This is a genomic window from Methylobacterium sp. GXF4, from assembly GCF_000272495.1.
Lineage (GTDB): Bacteria > Pseudomonadota > Alphaproteobacteria > Rhizobiales > Beijerinckiaceae > Methylobacterium > Methylobacterium brachiatum.
Genome location: NZ_AKFK01000019.1, coordinates 1 through 15,205, shown reverse-complemented (window position 1 = coordinate 15,205; position 15,205 = coordinate 1). Strand labels below are relative to the sequence as shown.

21 protein-coding genes and 2 pseudogenes are annotated in these 15,205 nt (G+C 62.0%); 12 read left to right on the top strand and 11 right to left on the bottom strand.

Annotated elements, in window-relative coordinates:
* Positions 1–99: 99 nt before the first annotated feature.
* The 3 genes from WYO_RS03160 to WYO_RS03150 all read right to left on the bottom strand — a co-directional run bounded on the left by WYO_RS03160 (position 100) and on the right by WYO_RS03150 (position 1,730).
* The gene (locus WYO_RS03160; RefSeq protein WP_039902084.1) at positions 100–510 is read right to left on the bottom strand and encodes a response regulator; all 411 of its coding nucleotides are present in this window, start codon (positions 508–510) and stop codon (positions 100–102) included.
* A gap of 121 nt (positions 511–631) precedes the next feature.
* Positions 632–883: a hypothetical protein gene (locus tag WYO_RS03155; protein WP_007558981.1), complete on the bottom strand. Its 252-nt coding sequence runs from the start codon at positions 881–883 to the stop codon at positions 632–634.
* Between the two features lie 238 nt (positions 884–1,121).
* Positions 1,122–1,730, bottom strand: a complete 609-nt coding sequence (locus WYO_RS03150) for a PAS domain-containing protein (RefSeq protein WP_039902081.1) — start codon at positions 1,728–1,730, stop codon at positions 1,122–1,124.
* Between the two features lie 571 nt (positions 1,731–2,301).
* Here WYO_RS03150 and WYO_RS30690 point away from each other — a divergent pair.
* The 6 genes and pseudogenes from WYO_RS30690 to WYO_RS03125 all read left to right on the top strand — a co-directional run bounded on the left by WYO_RS30690 (position 2,302) and on the right by WYO_RS03125 (position 6,301).
* Complete coding sequence (locus WYO_RS30690; RefSeq protein ID WP_007558976.1) at positions 2,302–2,547, top strand: hypothetical protein; 246 nt, start codon at positions 2,302–2,304, stop codon at positions 2,545–2,547.
* 42 nt (positions 2,548–2,589) lie between these two features.
* Positions 2,590–3,681, top strand: coding sequence for a TadE/TadG family type IV pilus assembly protein (locus WYO_RS03145; RefSeq protein WP_007558974.1), 1,092 nt, complete (start codon positions 2,590–2,592; stop codon positions 3,679–3,681).
* A 122-nt stretch (positions 3,682–3,803) separates the two neighbouring features.
* Positions 3,804–4,358: a TadE/TadG family type IV pilus assembly protein gene (locus WYO_RS03140; RefSeq protein ID WP_007558972.1), complete on the top strand. Its 555-nt coding sequence runs from the start codon at positions 3,804–3,806 to the stop codon at positions 4,356–4,358.
* A gap of 19 nt (positions 4,359–4,377) precedes the next feature.
* Complete coding sequence (locus WYO_RS03135; RefSeq protein WP_007558969.1) at positions 4,378–5,010, top strand: TadE/TadG family type IV pilus assembly protein; 633 nt, start codon at positions 4,378–4,380, stop codon at positions 5,008–5,010.
* Between the two features lie 30 nt (positions 5,011–5,040).
* Positions 5,041–5,232, top strand: a pseudogene (locus tag WYO_RS03130) (hypothetical protein); the annotation flags it as partial.
* A 238-nt stretch (positions 5,233–5,470) separates the two neighbouring features.
* Complete coding sequence (locus WYO_RS03125; protein WP_128754935.1) at positions 5,471–6,301, top strand: Shedu anti-phage system protein SduA domain-containing protein; 831 nt, start codon at positions 5,471–5,473, stop codon at positions 6,299–6,301.
* Between the two features lie 9 nt (positions 6,302–6,310).
* On the opposite strand, the gene WYO_RS03120 is transcribed toward WYO_RS03125, so the two are convergent.
* Positions 6,311–6,601, bottom strand: coding sequence for a hypothetical protein (locus WYO_RS03120; protein WP_007558965.1), 291 nt, complete (start codon positions 6,599–6,601; stop codon positions 6,311–6,313).
* A gap of 70 nt (positions 6,602–6,671) precedes the next feature.
* Here WYO_RS03120 and WYO_RS03115 point away from each other — a divergent pair, with 70 nt between their 5' ends.
* The gene (locus WYO_RS03115; protein ID WP_007558963.1) at positions 6,672–7,031 is read left to right on the top strand and encodes a hypothetical protein; all 360 of its coding nucleotides are present in this window, start codon (positions 6,672–6,674) and stop codon (positions 7,029–7,031) included.
* Between the two features lie 251 nt (positions 7,032–7,282).
* Here WYO_RS03115 and WYO_RS03110 read toward each other — a convergent pair whose 3' ends face one another.
* Positions 7,283–7,948 carry a recombinase family protein gene (locus WYO_RS03110; protein WP_007558961.1) on the bottom strand — a complete coding sequence of 222 codons (666 nt, stop codon included), beginning with the start codon at positions 7,946–7,948 and terminating at the stop codon, positions 7,283–7,285.
* Positions 7,949–8,431: 483 nt separating this feature from the next.
* Complete coding sequence (locus WYO_RS03105) at positions 8,432–9,106, bottom strand: Crp/Fnr family transcriptional regulator (protein WP_007558958.1); 675 nt, start codon at positions 9,104–9,106, stop codon at positions 8,432–8,434.
* 186 nt (positions 9,107–9,292) lie between these two features.
* Here WYO_RS03105 and WYO_RS03100 point away from each other — a divergent pair, with 186 nt between their 5' ends.
* The 3 genes and pseudogenes from WYO_RS03100 to WYO_RS29620 form a co-directional block, all read left to right on the top strand.
* Entirely contained in the window at positions 9,293–10,093 is an 801-nt protein-coding gene (locus WYO_RS03100; protein ID WP_007558956.1) for a pentapeptide repeat-containing protein, read from the top strand.
* 44 nt (positions 10,094–10,137) lie between these two features.
* Positions 10,138–10,527 carry a thioredoxin family protein gene (locus tag WYO_RS03095; RefSeq protein WP_007558954.1) on the top strand — a complete coding sequence of 130 codons (390 nt, stop codon included), beginning with the start codon at positions 10,138–10,140 and terminating at the stop codon, positions 10,525–10,527.
* Between the two features lie 6 nt (positions 10,528–10,533).
* A pseudogene (locus tag WYO_RS29620) lies at positions 10,534–10,767 on the top strand (cytochrome c biogenesis protein CcdA); the annotation flags it as partial.
* 95 nt (positions 10,768–10,862) lie between these two features.
* Here the strand turns inward: WYO_RS29620 and WYO_RS30685 are convergent.
* Positions 10,863–11,378 carry a hypothetical protein gene (locus WYO_RS30685; protein WP_128754934.1) on the bottom strand — a complete coding sequence of 172 codons (516 nt, stop codon included), beginning with the start codon at positions 11,376–11,378 and terminating at the stop codon, positions 10,863–10,865.
* A 57-nt stretch (positions 11,379–11,435) separates the two neighbouring features.
* Entirely contained in the window at positions 11,436–12,461 is a 1,026-nt protein-coding gene (locus WYO_RS29615; RefSeq protein ID WP_244424035.1) for a hypothetical protein, read from the bottom strand.
* Between the two features lie 320 nt (positions 12,462–12,781).
* On the opposite strand from WYO_RS29615, the gene WYO_RS30680 reads away from it, so the two are divergent.
* Positions 12,782–13,099: a hypothetical protein gene (locus WYO_RS30680; RefSeq protein ID WP_128754933.1), complete on the top strand. Its 318-nt coding sequence runs from the start codon at positions 12,782–12,784 to the stop codon at positions 13,097–13,099.
* A gap of 67 nt (positions 13,100–13,166) precedes the next feature.
* Here the strand turns inward: WYO_RS30680 and WYO_RS03075 are convergent, their stop codons facing one another.
* Together WYO_RS03075 and WYO_RS29610 are read right to left on the bottom strand one after the other, a co-directional pair.
* A complete protein-coding gene (locus tag WYO_RS03075) occupies positions 13,167–13,562 on the bottom strand; it encodes an NUDIX domain-containing protein (protein WP_007558948.1) in 396 nt (131 codons plus the stop codon).
* Between the two features lie 30 nt (positions 13,563–13,592).
* On the bottom strand, positions 13,593–13,838 hold the full coding sequence (locus WYO_RS29610) for a hypothetical protein (protein ID WP_081496919.1): 246 nt from the start codon (positions 13,836–13,838) through the stop codon (positions 13,593–13,595).
* Positions 13,839–14,027: 189 nt separating this feature from the next.
* On the opposite strand from WYO_RS29610, the gene WYO_RS30675 reads away from it, so the two are divergent.
* Complete coding sequence (locus WYO_RS30675) at positions 14,028–14,225, top strand: hypothetical protein (protein WP_128754932.1); 198 nt, start codon at positions 14,028–14,030, stop codon at positions 14,223–14,225.
* A gap of 756 nt (positions 14,226–14,981) precedes the next feature.
* Here the strand turns inward: WYO_RS30675 and WYO_RS03070 are convergent.
* On the bottom strand, positions 14,982–15,205 hold a 224-nt coding region (locus WYO_RS03070), incomplete at its 5' end, for a hypothetical protein (protein ID WP_007558947.1).

Sequence of the window (15,205 nt, the reverse complement as noted above, 5' to 3'; positions counted from 1 at the left end):
CTGAGTCAAAACGAAAAATTGGTCCGCGGCCATGGCCGTGCTGCTGGTTTAGCGCAGGATCTCGTCGGCCAGAGCCAGGGCCTGCACGGGTGTTGGCTCCTAGTCGCGTAGCGGCTCGGGCTTCTGTCCGTCCGGCAGGATTTCCTTGACATGGTCGTGGACCATACCGGCAGTGAACGGCTTGCCGATGAAGCGTGCCCCCGTAGGCATGTCGTCTGGTCCAGGGTGAACCTGCCCCGACGCCACCACGATGGCGATGTGAGGCCACCGGCGGGCAGTCTCGCGAGCGACGGCAAAGCCATTACGCGAGCCGGGCATCTGAACGTCGGTGAACAGCAGGACGATTGAGGCGTGGTGCTCAGCGAGGATCACCATAGCCGCGTCACCGTCGCTGGCCTCGAAGGTTCGAAAGCCCGCCTCCTCCAGGATGTCTAGCGCGTCCATACGGATCATCCCGTCGTCATCCACGACGAGGGCGTAAGGCTTTGGAGAAGCAGGTGGCTGGCTCATCCCCTGGTAAGACCCTACCTTCGAAAAAGGTCCGAGGCATAGTCTACCGACAGAGTGTGCGGAGACCCGTAGGATCCGGCCGTGGTGCATCGCCTTCTAGCGGATCGTGCCCCTGCCCTAACTACTTCGCCTCCGCGCGAGTCAGCCATGTCCCTGTATATGTCAGAGCCGCTAGGTAGACGGCGTGGCCATCCTCATCCCTCACCAGCACCGTGATGGCTTGGCGCTCGCCGTCCTTCGGAACCTCGTGGGACGCGATCTCAGGGAGGGCTTGCTTGGCATGCAGCACGGCTGCCTGAAGGTCGCCACACTCAAAGCCAACTTCGTCGCGTTCGTTGTGCCCGTCGTTGATGTCGAAGAAGTAGCGAGGCATGGGTCTCACCGCCCGAGATAAGGCGGGAGCACAAGGTGTCTCACAAGCGCGGTATGCCAGAGGGTAGAACCACGCCGAGCCTATCATAAGATGGAAATCAACCGGCGCCACCAACATAAGTGGTGCCATGACCTTCTGCCGCTATGGGCCAACCCACTTCGTGCTGAGATGTCGGTCTATCCAATCCTGAGCCGCATCCAGTCGTCAGGTTCTGCGGCAGGGCCGAACGCATCGATGCTCAATTCATGTGCTTGCGCCGCTCGTAAACCTCCTGCTGGGCGATCTTGCGTCCCAGCGCGAGCAGGAGCACGTCGATATGGGCCTTCAGCGCTGGGTCCTGCGACTCGATGATAAGTTTCTGGGCGTCGATGATGAGGTCGGCGGCTCGCTCTAGGGGTGGCACGAAAAGATCCGGTGCGTCCTCTGTCGAGGTGAACCTGCCCGTCCGGGATCGGGTAATATCAACGATAACGCCGCGCCCGCGTACCGGGCGTCCTGTTGCATCCCGGATGATGTGTCCGCGGTCAAGCACCCACCGCGTGACGCCATCGGCTGAGAGCACCCGGTACTCGGCAACGAAGGGGCTGTCCTCGTCAATGCAGCGACGGATCAAGGCGTGAACGTGCTCTCGGTCGTCTCGGTGTATGCCGTCGATGTAGGCAGACAAAGGCAGACCAACGCTGGCCTCTCCTGGATCGACATTAAACAGCAATGCTACGAATGTGTCGGCGCGCACTAAATCAGAAGGAATATTCCAGTCCCAGGATCCAGCGACCTCGATGGTGTCGAGAGCTTGTTGGAACGCCGTAGGACAGGTTTTTCCATCAATGAGCTTGAGCTTCGGCACCCACCACCCCCTGCCATCGTCTTGAATTCGCCAATTGTCTGCGGTCGCGCTTGATGCAGTGCACAAATCAGTAGGCGAAGCATTGTTAGCAACTAAAAAGTGTACCCACTGTCGCTCCAATTGCAACCTGTGCTAGGATCAAAGTCGGGAGATGTCTCGTGCTACCATACGAGAGGACCAATGGGATGGAAGATACCGCCCGTGTTTCCGTCCCTAGAGGACGAGGCGCGGGAAGACATTGTTGGCCCCGGCTCGCCGCCATCGCCGCCCACGGGGACGAGGCGGCTCGTCGGGCGCATTGCCGAGGCACTTCAGATGGCACCAGCGGCGCTGTATGAAGCACCGACTGCGCCAGACGCTGTTGTTATGGCGAAGGATGCCGATCTCGACGGTGAGTGCGCGACGCTGCTGAACGCCTACCGCCGCATCAGCGATCCAGAGATGCGCCGCCGCCTTCTGGTCCTCGTACAAGCGGCGGCCGAGTAGGTCCGAACCACATCTTGGCTGCGCAGTCGCGATTAGCATCCAATTGCGGGCTTGGGCCAAGCGCTCCTCTTCCGAGCATAGCGGCATGTCCGTGATCAAGAAGGCAGAGAACCTCGCCAAACGGGTGCCGCGGGCGGCGACCTCGAAGGTCGTGGCCGACGACGAAACCGGCGGACTGCCGGTTCCAAGGGCCTGCGATGATCAGATTATTTTAGCAATATTTAACCAACATTTAGACCAGCACAAGACTTCCACTGGTGCAATTAGAGCTTATACGGCATGCAACTCATCCTTAAGACTGATCACGCATATGTGTACCTACAATCAGTGACGCCCACTCGGTTTCGAGGATCGGTCGCGCTGGGAGGTATCCATGCGACGGGTGATCACGGACAGGCTGGCGTCTCTCAGAAGGTGTGACACCGGCAACGTCGTGGTGATCTTCGGCTTCAGCCTACCCGTGCTTCTCGGTGCCGGGGGGCTCGCCATCGACTACGGCAACGCCGTGCGCATTCGCGCCGTCGAGTCCAGCATCGCTGATGCCACCGCGCTGCTTGTCGCCAACGCGGATACAGTTGCAGCCGCGACCGAGGGTCTACGCCTTGCCAGTGCTCAACTCACGTCTCGACTCGGCGCGGTCAACACGTCCAGCGGCTTCCAGGTCAACGGCACGTGGATCGATGGCTCGAACTATCGAGTGACGATTTCGACGACTCTGAAGACCAGCTTGCTACACCTTCTGCCCGGCATGCCCCGGCAGATCACGGTCAGTACCGCGACCACCGTCAATCGTGTCGCGCCGGTCTACCAGACCGCCCCACCAACGGTCAGCCAGCTTTCGCCTGAGGCCGCGGACTACAACCGGATCTATATTTATTGCTACTCGTCTGACCCGAAGAGGCAGGCTGAAGCCGACAAGGGGCGTCGAGGCATGGTCGCCGTCGCCGATAATGGCAGCCCGCCAACCGACTACTCGAAGAACGCCATGCCGGTCTGCGGAGCCAACGAAGCACCGAGCTACATGCTGCGCAATGTCCGCAATGCTCGCGACACGCGCTCGGCCTGGGACGACAAGAACCAGGAGATCTATCAATACTATACCGACACCACCATCGACACCGGACTCCGCATCCAGTCGATGAGCATGAAGGGCTATCGCGTCTACGCGAGTGGCAACCTGACTTCTCTTGATATGAACGCCAATCCAATCTTAGAGACAATTGTCTGCGACAACTCCAACCAGTGCAAGAACAAATCGAGTGGCGGCATCCTGCCCAACAGCCATACGACGCATAATCCCGCCACCGCGACAACGAGTTGTAGCGACGGGAAGTACATGTACTACGGGTGGGAGGATCGCCCGCCAAACGCGGGCAGTGACCGCGACTACGACGATATTCGTGTCATCGTCTCCTGCCCGACGCTCGTGAAAGTCTCCGACAAGAAGCTTCGGATCGTCGAATAAACCTCCGAAGCGTGCCCAACGTCGTAGCATACAACTTATTCCGAGTGCTTCGAATGCCCCGTCGCCGAAATCTTCCTGGTCGCCCACTTTCGTCAGCCCCATGTTCGGCTATCGCTCGGTTGGTGCATACGGAGGATGGTGCGACTGCGGTCGAGTTCGCGCTGGTAGCGTTGCCGTTTCTGTCCCTGCTCGCGGTAATCTTACAGACCACGCTGATGGTCTGGGCAACACGGAACCTAGACGACGCACTTCAGCGCGCCGGTCGGACGATCTACACGGGCCAGTTCCAGACTGCGAACACCGGGCAGACCGACGCCAGCACCCTCCTTGCCAACATCAAGACCGCCATGTGCGGCACGAGCACGTCGCGTGTCGCCACCGTGTTCGACTGCAACACGTTGAAGCTGAATGTCGCCCTGAGCAACTCTTTCGCCAACGGCACTGTGCCGACGCCGCTGGACACGAAGTCCGGCGACTGGGCCAAGGGCTTCGGCAAGAGCTACGCCTGCGCGCAGCCGGGGGCGATCGTGGTCTTCACCGCGGCAGTCAAGTACCGCGTGGCATTCAGCTTTCTCTACGCGGGGCTACCCGGCTTCAGCGATGGCGCGCGGCTGCTGCAATCCACGGCTGTGTTTCGAACCGAGCCCTACGACACGTCGTCGGGGCAGGGTTGCTGAACCGGAGGGGAGGCGGTTGATGCACGGGATGAGCCAGCACGGACGGGCGGTGTCAAGCTTCCGGGATGACGATCGCGGCGTATCGGCGATCGAGTTCGCGTTGATCCTCCCGGTCATGCTGGCGTTGCTGTTCGGTGTGACGGAGTTCGGGCGGGCGATCGACCACTACCGCAAGGTCACCCTCCTAGCGCGTGCAGTGGCGGATCTCACCTCCCAGGGGGACACCCAGGCCACGATGGCGTCGGCGACGATGACCGACATCCTGGCGTCGGCCAAACTCGTGCTCACGCCGTACCCCAACAGTGCAGCCAGGATCGTGGTCAGCGTACTTGGTGTGACCATCGATGGCGCCGGTCAGCAGCCGCGCGTGTGTTCAAGCTACGCTACTAATAACGGTACGGCGCGGGCGGTTGGGACGGCGACCGACCTGAAGGTGCCGGAAGGCTTCCAGTTGGCGGGGATGCGCTACGTGCTGGCCGAGGTGAGTGTCCCGTACCCTGCGATGTTCGGCAGCAACGTGATGCGGCTGGTCGGTAGCGCGAGTAACCAGTTCACATTCAAGGCGAGCGTGCCCTGGCCGGTACGGGGCGGCCAGACCTACAAGAGCACCTATAACGAAGTGGTGCTGCCGAACGGTAAGGCGTGCGCCTAAACCTTGGCGCGCCCCCCGCCACGCAGACCGAAGGAGGCCGAGAACCTCGCCAAACGGATGCCGGGGGCGGCGGCCTTGAAGGTCGTGGCCGACGACGAGACCGGCGAATTGGAGGGGGTGACCATTCTTGGTCACTGGGGAGAAATCCCGGACGACTTCGCTGAGAGCTTGCAGGGGTGCCTGTGGACTGCCGCGATCACCGAGGAGACGGCGCGAGGGTGAGGCCATGAAGATTACCGTGACCCGCCATGATGAGCCAATAAAGCCAGACCTACACTCGAAGCAGGAAATCGTTCTCGCGGAACGCCCGCTCTCGCGTTAAACGGCAATACGGACCGTTCCACGCGACCGCCATACAGGGCAGGCCCACCACGAAGCGCTGACCATCAAGACTTGGAGAAAGAGCAAAGGCGTCTACGCGGAGGATGGGAAGCACACCATCACGCTAGAGGGTAACGAGGTGCAGGCGCTCGTTGATTTTGTTGCAGCGGCCCGCTCTCTACCAGACGATCCCCGCCGCGGAACGTTCACCGTAAACATCAGCCCCGTTCAGGGGGATCAAGAGCAGCCTTCGGCAGAGCCTGGACTTGATCCAACGGATTACATGCAGGGAGAAGCGCTCCTGGCTTTGCTTCGGCAGACCACCGACCGGCCGAACGTGCTGCGCGCTGTGCTGGAGCACTCGGCAGCGCACCGCGATTTCCTCACCCGCGCCGCCAGCGCGCTGAACCTCGCCGTCTACGAAGCGGCTGTGGCCGACCTTGAACGTCTCGTCGCCACCGACGCGGCCGAGAGCGCGTTCCAGTCATTGCTCGCGGCCAACCCGTGGATGTTCGGCTCGGAGTACGCCCGCCTCCTGCCGAACCGGACGATCACCGTGCGTCAGCAGCAGGACTTTCTACTCACGCGCACGGCAGACGACCGCTTGGAACTCGTCGAGATCAAGACGGCCTTGGGCGGCGATCCACTCTTCGCCTACGATAAGGCGCACGACGTGTTCTATCAGAAGGCGGACCTCACCAGAGTGATCGCCCAAGTCCAGAACTACATCGCCGACGTGGACGGCACGCGCGACCTCGTGCTGCGCAAATTCACGATCGACGCCTACAAGGTCACGGCGCGGATCGTGATCGGCCGGGATGGGGACGAGAAGCAGATGGAGGCGCTCAAGCGCACCAATGCGCACCTGCACCGGATCGAAATCATCACCTTCGATGGTCTCGTGCGGATCGCGCGTCGCGTTCTCGCCCACCTGGGCGGGCGCGGTGACGCTCCAACCTCTGCTTCTTGATCGATCCGATCACCGCGCCAGCATGGTCGCGACCGTTGCATCGCGCTCAAGCCGCTTGCTGATGGCCTCAACCTCACTGCGCAGCCCCGGCGGGAGGCGTCGCGCGAGATCTTGTAGCTGCCGACGCAGCCGCAACGCCGTCCGCGGCGCCACCCGCGCATAGCCATCCGCTCGACCGTGGTCGCGGTAGTAGTCAGGTCCCCGCCCGATCCATGGTCCGAATCGCCGCTCGCTCTCGATCAGCCCGAGGCGACGTAGCTCCATGAACACCGGCACCAAGTTAACGCCGTACATTTTCATCGCAATTTCCTTCTAAATATTGCGGGATTTTCAAGCGTCTCCATCACGGACGCAGAAGGACTATTTTACGATGGCTTACAATATTGGCGACGCTGAGCGCCTCATTATTTACCGCCTACTCAGCCGTATGGACCCGATCAAGAGTGAGAAGCGCGTCTGGACCTGCGACGTGAACTGCGTCACCGCGAGCCTCATCGGCAACCGCTACGGCGTGCCCGCGGACGCCAGCACCTGGGTCTACGAGATCCACTACCCCTACGCCCCCGCCTGGACTGCGTCGGTGAGAGCCGTATGGCGCCGGGGCGAATTGCACCGTCCCATCTCCACCCACGTAGAGATCACCGACCTCGACGACCTCGACGAGAAGCTCGGTGGAGCGAACGGGGTGCTGCCGGTGCTGTCGGATTGGCTGCTCAGCTTGCCCTTGTAATCGGCTTCGAGAGCATGAAGATCCGAGACTTGTTCACCGACGACGGCGATCGAGGTAGGCATGGGCATCAGGATCACGCCCCTCCCGGCACCCTTGCCACCGCGCGTCTTCCAGATCGCGATGCCGTCGCCGACCCGAATATCGCTCCGGCCACTCGTCCACCAATCTCGATCCAGGCGCAGGATGGCCTCAGAGATCCGATACTCGGTCGGGTCGGCGACCAGGGTACAGTACCGCCGTTCACCGGCTCCTCAGGGTGCCATGATGCGACCACCCCCTAAAACGGGTGCCGCTTGATCGCCGCGTTCGCGAACGCGCTTGGCCACCTTCGCGATTGTCGCTCGGCTTGCACCCGTTGCAGCGGTGATCGAGGTCCACGAGATCCCGGCTGACAGCATCTTGGAAATCCCGGTATTGCGCGCCACGTCTTCAAGCCGCCCCTTGTACCGGCCTTCGGCCTTCGCCTTGGCCTGTCCTTGAGCCTGACGCCGTCTCCGGTCCTCGAAGTCCTTCCGGGAGATCGCCGCCAACATATCGAGAAGCATGGCGTTGATGGCGGCGAACATGCGGGTGGTGAACTCGTCCGTGTTCTGGGAGATCATCGACCAGGATGTCGGAAGGTCAAGCGCTACCACCCGCACGTGTCGGTTCGAGATCTCGACCTTCAAGGTCTCCCAGTCGTCGGCGGTGAGACGCGACAGCCGGTCCACCTGCTCGATCAGCAACACGTCGCCGGGATGCGCATCTCGCAACAGGCGAAAAAGTTCGGGCCGGGCGAGCTTCGCGCCCGACTCGTTCTCGACATACCATGCGGCAATGCGCAGGCCACGCTCGTGGGCGAAATCCTCAAGAGCACCGCGGGCACGCTCGGCATTCTGGTGGACGGCTGACGCGCGCATGTAGGCCCGGACGTGCATCCTTCATCCATCGGTTCACTTAAGATGGTTCAATGATGACCGGTTCAATTTGAATGGTCAAGTTGGTGATTTCTAGCCATCGCCCGGCTGGTTCAGGAGCGGCATACGAAACTACACCTGCACCCCGTGCATGAAGGTGACCGGGCAGCCAGGATGCTGTCACGTCACCAATCAAGCTTAACCATTCGCTAACCACGTTCCGAGATATTCAACCGAAGGTTGAGGGATATGGCGGATGGTTGTGATTGTTGGATGTTGTGCCTGCCTCGTCGCCACCGCGCTTACGGCGATGGTGATATTCGCTGAGACCGGTGTTCCGCACCTCGAATGGGACAATGCCGGACAGGCCACCGATATCTGAGTTGCGGCAGGCCGGGGCGCATCCCACAAGCGGTCCTTCGTCGGCCGTCCGGCAATTCCGGCTCGGGGTGGGGAGCGGACTTTAGCCCTTCGCCCCATAGCAGACCCTGAGGGTGCCGCAGTTCACCGCCTACCAGCGGCAGCCAAGCTCGTCCGTTCCACAATCTCGACCGCGCCGCGACGTAGCTCGATCAAACCCGCCTCGGCCCATTGCGCCAGGATGCGGCTCACCACCTCGCGCACGCTGCCGACATCGTCCGCGAGCTTCTGATGGGTCACGGCGACGACACCCCGTGGATCGGCCTCGGCCAGGAGACGTTGGGCCAGGCGCTGCTTCAGCGGGGCGAACGCGACCTCGTCGATCAGCGTGAACAGGCCGGACATCAGCCGCGTGTAGTCGTCCATGACGAAGCTGCGGAAGGCGGCGCTGTCGCCCATCAGATGCTGGAACGTGCTCACCGGCAGCGCCGCCAGTTCGGTGCGCTCCTCGGCCACGCTCTGCGCCGGGAAGGTGCCGCCGGACAGGAGGCACTGCGTGGTCAGAGCGCAGGTGCCCCCTGGGCCGACCTTGTAGATAAGAACTTCACGCCCGCCCTCCGACATGCGGAAGATCCGCGTGCGCCCCTCCAGGCACATCAAGTAGTTGGCGCATTCGCCATCTAGGTCGTAGGCGATGGCGCCTTGATCCAGCACCGGGAAGTGCACGGTTCCGCGCGCGATCTGAAGATGCGCCGGACTGAGCGCTTGGAGCAGCGGAAACCGGTCGATCCATCGCTCGACTTTCTGGGCATCCGTCATGGCTGGCGTCGTCCCCCCCGGCCATGACGACGGGCTGATCGTCCGGCTCGCGTTGCGTTTTTCTCCCGCCGCGCCGGACTTGTGTGACCTGGGTCACCGACCGGTTGCAGCGATCCGGCATAGCATCGCGACATAACGAACACGATACGGGTGCCACCCATGTGCAGCCCCGCCGGGAGTGAACCGATGCGCCGCCTCTTCCTGAGCTTCATGCTGGCCGCCCTCGCCGCCGGTCCGGCCGCCGCCGAACAGGATCTGTTGCTTGGGGCTGACATGTCCTCGCCCGCCATGACCAAGGCCGAGATGAGCCGCGCCGATGTCGAGGCGATGATCAAGGCCGCTGACGGCAAGCCCGTCGATCTGCACGACAAGTCTCTGTCGGGACTAGACCTGTCAGGACTGAACCTGCGAGGTGTCAACCTGCGGACGGCGCGCCTGAACAAGGCCAACCTGCGTGGCGCCGACCTCAGCGGCGCGAACCTCGAACAGGCGTGGTTCATCAAGGCCGACCTGTCCGGCGCCAAGCTCGCGGACGCGAAGATGTTCGGCATCACGGCGCGAGACGCCAACCTCAGTGGCGCTGACCTCAGCCGGTCCATGCCGATCGGCGACTTCAAGGGCGCGAACATGGGCGGCGCGACGCTGGCCGACCTCAAGGGAGGCGCGGACATCAAGAACCAGTCCATGGGCCTGATGCGGGCAGTGTTCACCTCGGTGAACCTATCGGGCGCGAACCTGAAGGGTGCCAATCTCGGGCGATCGCGCCTGGAATACGCTGACCTCAAGGATGCGAACCTCACGGACGTAGTGCTGATGGGCTCGGACCTGTCCGGAGCGAACCTGACCGGGGCCACGGTCGCGGGCGCGGACTTCAAGAACGTCGATGTCAGCGGTGCCCGGCTTATCGACCTCAAGGGCCAGGACAGCGCCAAGGACTGGTCAGCCCGCGTGAACGCCGACCGCGCCATTACTCAGGCGTCGAACTAGCCCTCGTTTCCTCGCCCCAAACCCAATCACGGAGATCTACACTCATGTCGGCCCGCCGCATCCTGCTCGCCGCCTTCGCCGTCGCCCCCATGCTGTTCGGCACTGGTGCGATCGCCGCCGAGATAACCTACACGCCCGCCGCGTTCGAGGCGGCTCAGAAGGCGGGCAAGCCGATCCTCGTGCACATCACCGCCCCGTGGTGCACCACCTGCGCGGCGCAGAAGCCGATCCTCTCGAAGCTGGAGGCCGAACCCAAGTTCAAGGACCTCCAGGTGTTCGATGTCGATTTCGACAGCCGTAAGGACGTGGTGAAGCAATTCGGCGCGACGATGCAGAGCACGCTCATCACCTATAAGGGCTCCAGGGAGACTGGGCGCTCGGCAGGCGAGACCAAGCCCGAGGCGGTCGCGTCGCTCCTCGACAAGGCGATCTAAGCCATCATTGTCCCGACTCTGGGCCTCGCCTTCGTCGCTGGCATCGTCTCGGTGATGTCCCCCTGCGTGCTGCCGTTGCCGCCGCTGGTGATCGGCGCGGCGGCCTCAGAGCATAGGTTCGGTCCGGCGGCGCTCGCTGCCGGGCTCGCCCTCTCCTTCGTGGTCATCGGGCTGTTCGTGGCCATTATGGGGTTCACCATCGGTCTCGACGCTGGCCTCTTCCGAACCGGCGCGGCCATCACCCCGAGCGAGGTTTCTGGATCGGCTCGAACCAGACGACATCACCCGGCAGTCATACCGTGAGGCAGCCCAGCGTCGGCTGCGCGCCGTTCGGCCTATCGCCGAAGCCTTGCAATGTCTTCGAAGGTCGCTTCAGCGCGGAGATATCGCTGATGTGCCTGTGGGGCGTGGTGGCGATGCCGGTCCGGGTGAAGCTGAATTCGGTAAATTCGGCGTGCGGCATGCACAAGGAATTCGGGCGCCTGGGGATGCAGCCCGACCCTCCGATAGAGACGATCTTCTTCAGTTTCCGAAAGTGTCGTGGAAGCCAGCCGAGCCTGGGCGAGATCTACTTCTAGCGCTGTGATCCGGGCCTCACGCTCGGCCAGCCGGACGGCGTGATCCCCACGATATTCTTCCAGTCGCTGACGCGCGTGACACTGCTCGCGAAGTTCCTCGACCACGATCTCGGTCAGCCGAATGTAGCGCGAGGCCAGGATCCACATCACCGGCCCAGCAACCATCAGTGGCAGGGTCGTCAACACGATGAGCATCGTCACCGCCAGCCCGAGACGCAGGACCCAGCCCGGTGTCTTCAAGATGAAGAGTTCGATCGCGTTCGGTGGGGTCAACGGCGGGCCGAAAGCGTTGCGAGGACATCGCCTTGGTAGTAGGCGGAGGCGTCCACGTCAGGCTGCCCCGTCCAGGATCTGCTGGAGATCTTCATCAACCTCCAGCATTTCGACGCCCCAACCCCCGGCATTATCTTGCTCGACAAGGCCATGCTCGTTTAGCAGTTTCGCCGTAGCGATAACTTGTTCCTGATCTCCTGGCGCATGCGTTAGTACAGCGACGCCAAGGGCGGCAAGCCTTTTGCGCGCGATCTGCGCCCGGTGGGGATGAACACGTCGATTTCCGGGGGCGTACACGGCCTCCAACACGAAACCACGACTTGTATTCCTGAGTTCTGCGATCAGACCCGGACTTGCAATGCTACCGCCCTTGAACTCAACGAAGACGTAAACCCCGAGGAAAACTTCGTTGATCTTGTCCGAAAGGCAGTTTCGAAAACGTTTCCCAGCGTCAACGAGCGCCGCAGCACTGTCCAGCACGATCATCGTTGAGTCGCCACGCAGGTCAAATTCGACCGCGGGTCGATCGAAGCGCGCAGCCCAGGCTTTCACGAAATCACTTCGGTGTCCGCCCGGCTTGAGCCTGCCAAGGCTGGCCCGAATTGCATCGTCGGTGGCGCCGGAACATCTCGCCCGGATGTAGGAGAGCGCAGCGTGGATCTCTGCGACCTGACGAAGCTCGTAGAGCCGCCCGACGAGGGCCGGATGAAGCAGCAGCGGGTCCAGGGCATCAACGACTTGGATCTGCGCACCGACAAGATTACCGGCGATCTGACCCAGGACCCGAACACGCCGCCGATCAGCCGGATCCTTGGACAGATGCATGCGAGCGCATTCGTAGTAGATGCGAGGTTCACCAACCGGATCCGGCCCAAGGCGACGAAGAACACCGAGGAGTCCGACAGGCGGTCCTGCAAGAATGCTGCGGACCAGATCGCGAGGTCGGCGAACCTGAAGAATGGTCCTGCCGACAACCATCGAAGGAGTCGCGTCTCCAAATTTTGGCGTGATCGCTGACGAACGCAGGTGGCTTGCGATCTCGTCGATGCCGAGGATCTCGACCAGCGCCAAGACGAGAAACATCGCCTGCCGCCTCTGTGCTCCGAAGCAGAAACTTGCCGCCAGTAGTCCCGGCGTATCTCGATCGAGATCAACTACGCGATCGAGTGCCCAGCCGGTGTAAGGTCTGGCCGGTGGCCTTCTATCCCGAGTGATCAGATCAGCATCTTGGGGTAGCGGCATTATCTATCAATAACATGATATCGAGCTGAAATCGAGAACATACCTCTCGGCGAGACGCTGCGGTCTATTGCGTAGATGGCTTGTTGCCGTTGTCAGGCAACGTACTTGCTCTGAACGAGGTTCAGATTTCATTCGCTTCAGTGGAAACATCGGCCGTTAGGATGAAGGCGTTCGGCGGCATGCAGAACACTCTGCCGAAGATCGACCGCGGGGCGATCTTCTCGGATCTTCTACGACGGCAGGTTCTACGTCGTGAAGCACGCTTGCCGCTGTTGGATGTTCGCGCTGAGTACCATCGGGCCGTCGAGCAAGCGCTCTGGCGGCGCCACGTCGAACTAAATCACGAACGCGTCCGGGCAGCCGTTTTGGCGCAGCTTCGTGCCAAACATGGCGAACGATTCGGCGGGAGTTGGGGAGGGCGTATGGCGGTCTCGCTTCTGGCGCAGCAGGCGTTGCAGAACAGCTTCAGAAACCAGTGATGGGACAACTGCCAGTCGGAAATTGCGCTACGGGTCAGCCGCTCAAGTCGTTGGCTGTCGCCGCCTGCTAACGCTGGAAAAAGCGTTCGACCATCTCGTCGTGCAGAGGAAAGGCGGTGCACCCCGGCTCGTGGATTACGACCACCTCCAGCACTTCGCCATCGTGGGCGAACGAGCCTTCATGTTCGACGGGCGGCGCTTGCCCAAACAGCAGATTCTGCCGTCGATCTGGTGTCGTCACGACTGTAAGCAGCCTCAGGCGATTGGCCTGGATGCGCACGCCGGTTTCCTCGAAGACCTCACGCGCGCCTGCCTCCTGCCATGTCTCTCCGCGCATCTGATAGCCGCCGGGCAGCGCGAGTTCGCCATGCCCGTCTGCAACACCGCGACGGATCATCAGCAGGCCGCCTCTGATCGGCACGAGGACAACGACGACAGTCGGTGTGTTGTCATAGTTGCCCATGATCAGGCGCCCTGCCGAACGGCAGACGTTCTACGCGGCGATAGGTTCAACAATAGACGAGGTCGCAGGGTTGCAAGCTCTCTCGACGCTGCTTCCGCCGAACATGCGCCGGAACAATTCCGCAGGTGTCCTCGAAAGGCCGTCCCCATCTGCAATCCGCACATCGGCGTTGCCTGAGGCGCTCAGGCTCATGCCCTGAGAGATCGCATTCAGGAGTGAGGCGTGGTGAAAGATAGTCTCGCTCGACTGTGTGCGGGCGATGACGGTGAAGTTCACGGGCGATAATCCTGATGCGGGTTCGCTACGCGACCGTTGGCACGCTTCACGAACTCTGATTGCAAGAACGATTAAGGGCTAAGCCCTGTCGTGAGACGACGGCCGACCGGCATGCGTCTTCGCCCGCAATATCGACTTGTGGTTGACGGAATCTTGTCTGTGGTGGGGCGCGGTGACAGAAGCTGGCCGATGATGAAAATCGAGCCTCTGCCCGCGTGGTCGCTCCTCACGCGGTCCGGTGTTTCGGGACTGCTCGCGCGGCCTGACGGCGGCCCACCTCCTGCAATTCGGCTCTGTTCGTTTCTTGACGCGATCAGCGCTGCTGAGATGCCGTTTCTGGCCGCGCTGCGCCCCATGATCGCCCGCGCGCAGGCGAGCGGCGGCTGACGCTGACTCGATTCACGCCCTGAACTTCAGCTTCGCCCCATCCTATCTTTCATTTCCTCAAGAGGTCGGCGGTCTCGACGATCACGTGACTTCGCGGCGCGGGTTCTTCAGGGCGGCTGGTTTGAGACTTGAAGCGGCGCCCCATCAACTCCCGGTTCTCGCGTTAGAACTAGGAGTCGAGCTTCCTGACCGATGACCGGTTTTCTTGGGAACGTATTTCCCGACCTCCGAGCCCGTCTCCTCAGCGATGTCGTCGGCCTTCACCACCCAATCCCAACCGATCTGGTCCCAGACATACTCCATCTTCTCCGCGGGAGCCTCTTCACCTCGTATCCGCGCAGGTGATCACGTAGTTCGGGCAGCGCGCCAGCGGCGGTCCGCTAAGGTAGTGCCGCCCTCGTCCTTCCCGAATTCCGAGCCCCTGATATTTTCGGCGTTGGTCGCGACGTTCCCTTCGACCCTTCAGCCACCGATCCGGCTCTGGGCGTCTCTCATCTTCGGCATGACTGTAGGCGCGTATCGGCGGTGAACTTCGGCTCGGAGTTCTCGACGGTGCCAGTCACCCACGACTATGGACGAACCTTGACCGGAACGGCCCCGCCGAGCGTCCATCCGATAAACGTTTATGTAGCGATCGGCGCGGCTCGCGTTCATTCTGGGTCCGACGGCGCTCGGCCGGGAGCCATGCATCCTCCCCGAGGCCGCGTCGGTGATCACGTGCTGACGCTCTTGATCAGGGAGTTCGGGCAGCGCGCCTCAGCAACGGTGCAGGAATTTGTCCATGAATGTTCCGCCCACGGTGACTTCGACGGTCAGCCGGACCTTGTCACCGCTGTTCGAGATCTCGACAGCGCTGATCGTTGGCCGGACCGTGGGCGCGGTGAGAGCCCTGATCCTGATCAGGTCCCCGCGCCTGTTCTCCTCGAACTTCTGGATCTTGGCGGTCGCGGTGACGTAGACGATCTCCACGAACTTCTCGC

What these genes read in the sequence shown, in the direction of transcription:
- WYO_RS03095 (WP_007558954.1), top strand. Translation starts at nt 10,138, where the DNA reads ATGTCGGCCCGCCGCATCCTGCTCGCCGCCTTCGCCGTCGCCCCCATG.
- WYO_RS03105 (WP_007558958.1), bottom strand. Translation starts at nt 9,106, where the DNA reads ATGACGGATGCCCAGAAAGTCGAGCGATGGATCGACCGGTTTCCGCTG.
- WYO_RS03120 (WP_007558965.1), bottom strand. Translation starts at nt 6,601, where the DNA reads ATGAAAATGTACGGCGTTAACTTGGTGCCGGTGTTCATGGAGCTACGT.
- WYO_RS30675 (WP_128754932.1), top strand. Translation starts at nt 14,028, where the DNA reads ATGATGAAAATCGAGCCTCTGCCCGCGTGGTCGCTCCTCACGCGGTCC.
- WYO_RS03155 (WP_007558981.1), bottom strand. Translation starts at nt 883, where the DNA reads ATGCCTCGCTACTTCTTCGACATCAACGACGGGCACAACGAACGCGAC.
- WYO_RS03145 (WP_007558974.1), top strand. Translation starts at nt 2,590, where the DNA reads ATGCGACGGGTGATCACGGACAGGCTGGCGTCTCTCAGAAGGTGTGAC.
- WYO_RS03075 (WP_007558948.1), bottom strand. Translation starts at nt 13,562, where the DNA reads ATGGGCAACTATGACAACACACCGACTGTCGTCGTTGTCCTCGTGCCG.
- WYO_RS03160 (WP_039902084.1), bottom strand. Translation starts at nt 510, where the DNA reads ATGAGCCAGCCACCTGCTTCTCCAAAGCCTTACGCCCTCGTCGTGGAT.
- WYO_RS29615 (WP_244424035.1), bottom strand. Translation starts at nt 12,461, where the DNA reads ATGTTTCTCGTCTTGGCGCTGGTCGAGATCCTCGGCATCGACGAGATC.
- WYO_RS30690 (WP_007558976.1), top strand. Translation starts at nt 2,302, where the DNA reads ATGTCCGTGATCAAGAAGGCAGAGAACCTCGCCAAACGGGTGCCGCGG.
- WYO_RS03115 (WP_007558963.1), top strand. Translation starts at nt 6,672, where the DNA reads ATGGCTTACAATATTGGCGACGCTGAGCGCCTCATTATTTACCGCCTA.
- WYO_RS03110 (WP_007558961.1), bottom strand. Translation starts at nt 7,948, where the DNA reads ATGCACGTCCGGGCCTACATGCGCGCGTCAGCCGTCCACCAGAATGCC.
- WYO_RS03100 (WP_007558956.1), top strand. Translation starts at nt 9,293, where the DNA reads ATGCGCCGCCTCTTCCTGAGCTTCATGCTGGCCGCCCTCGCCGCCGGT.
- WYO_RS03135 (WP_007558969.1), top strand. Translation starts at nt 4,378, where the DNA reads ATGCACGGGATGAGCCAGCACGGACGGGCGGTGTCAAGCTTCCGGGAT.
- WYO_RS30680 (WP_128754933.1), top strand. Translation starts at nt 12,782, where the DNA reads ATGAAGGCGTTCGGCGGCATGCAGAACACTCTGCCGAAGATCGACCGC.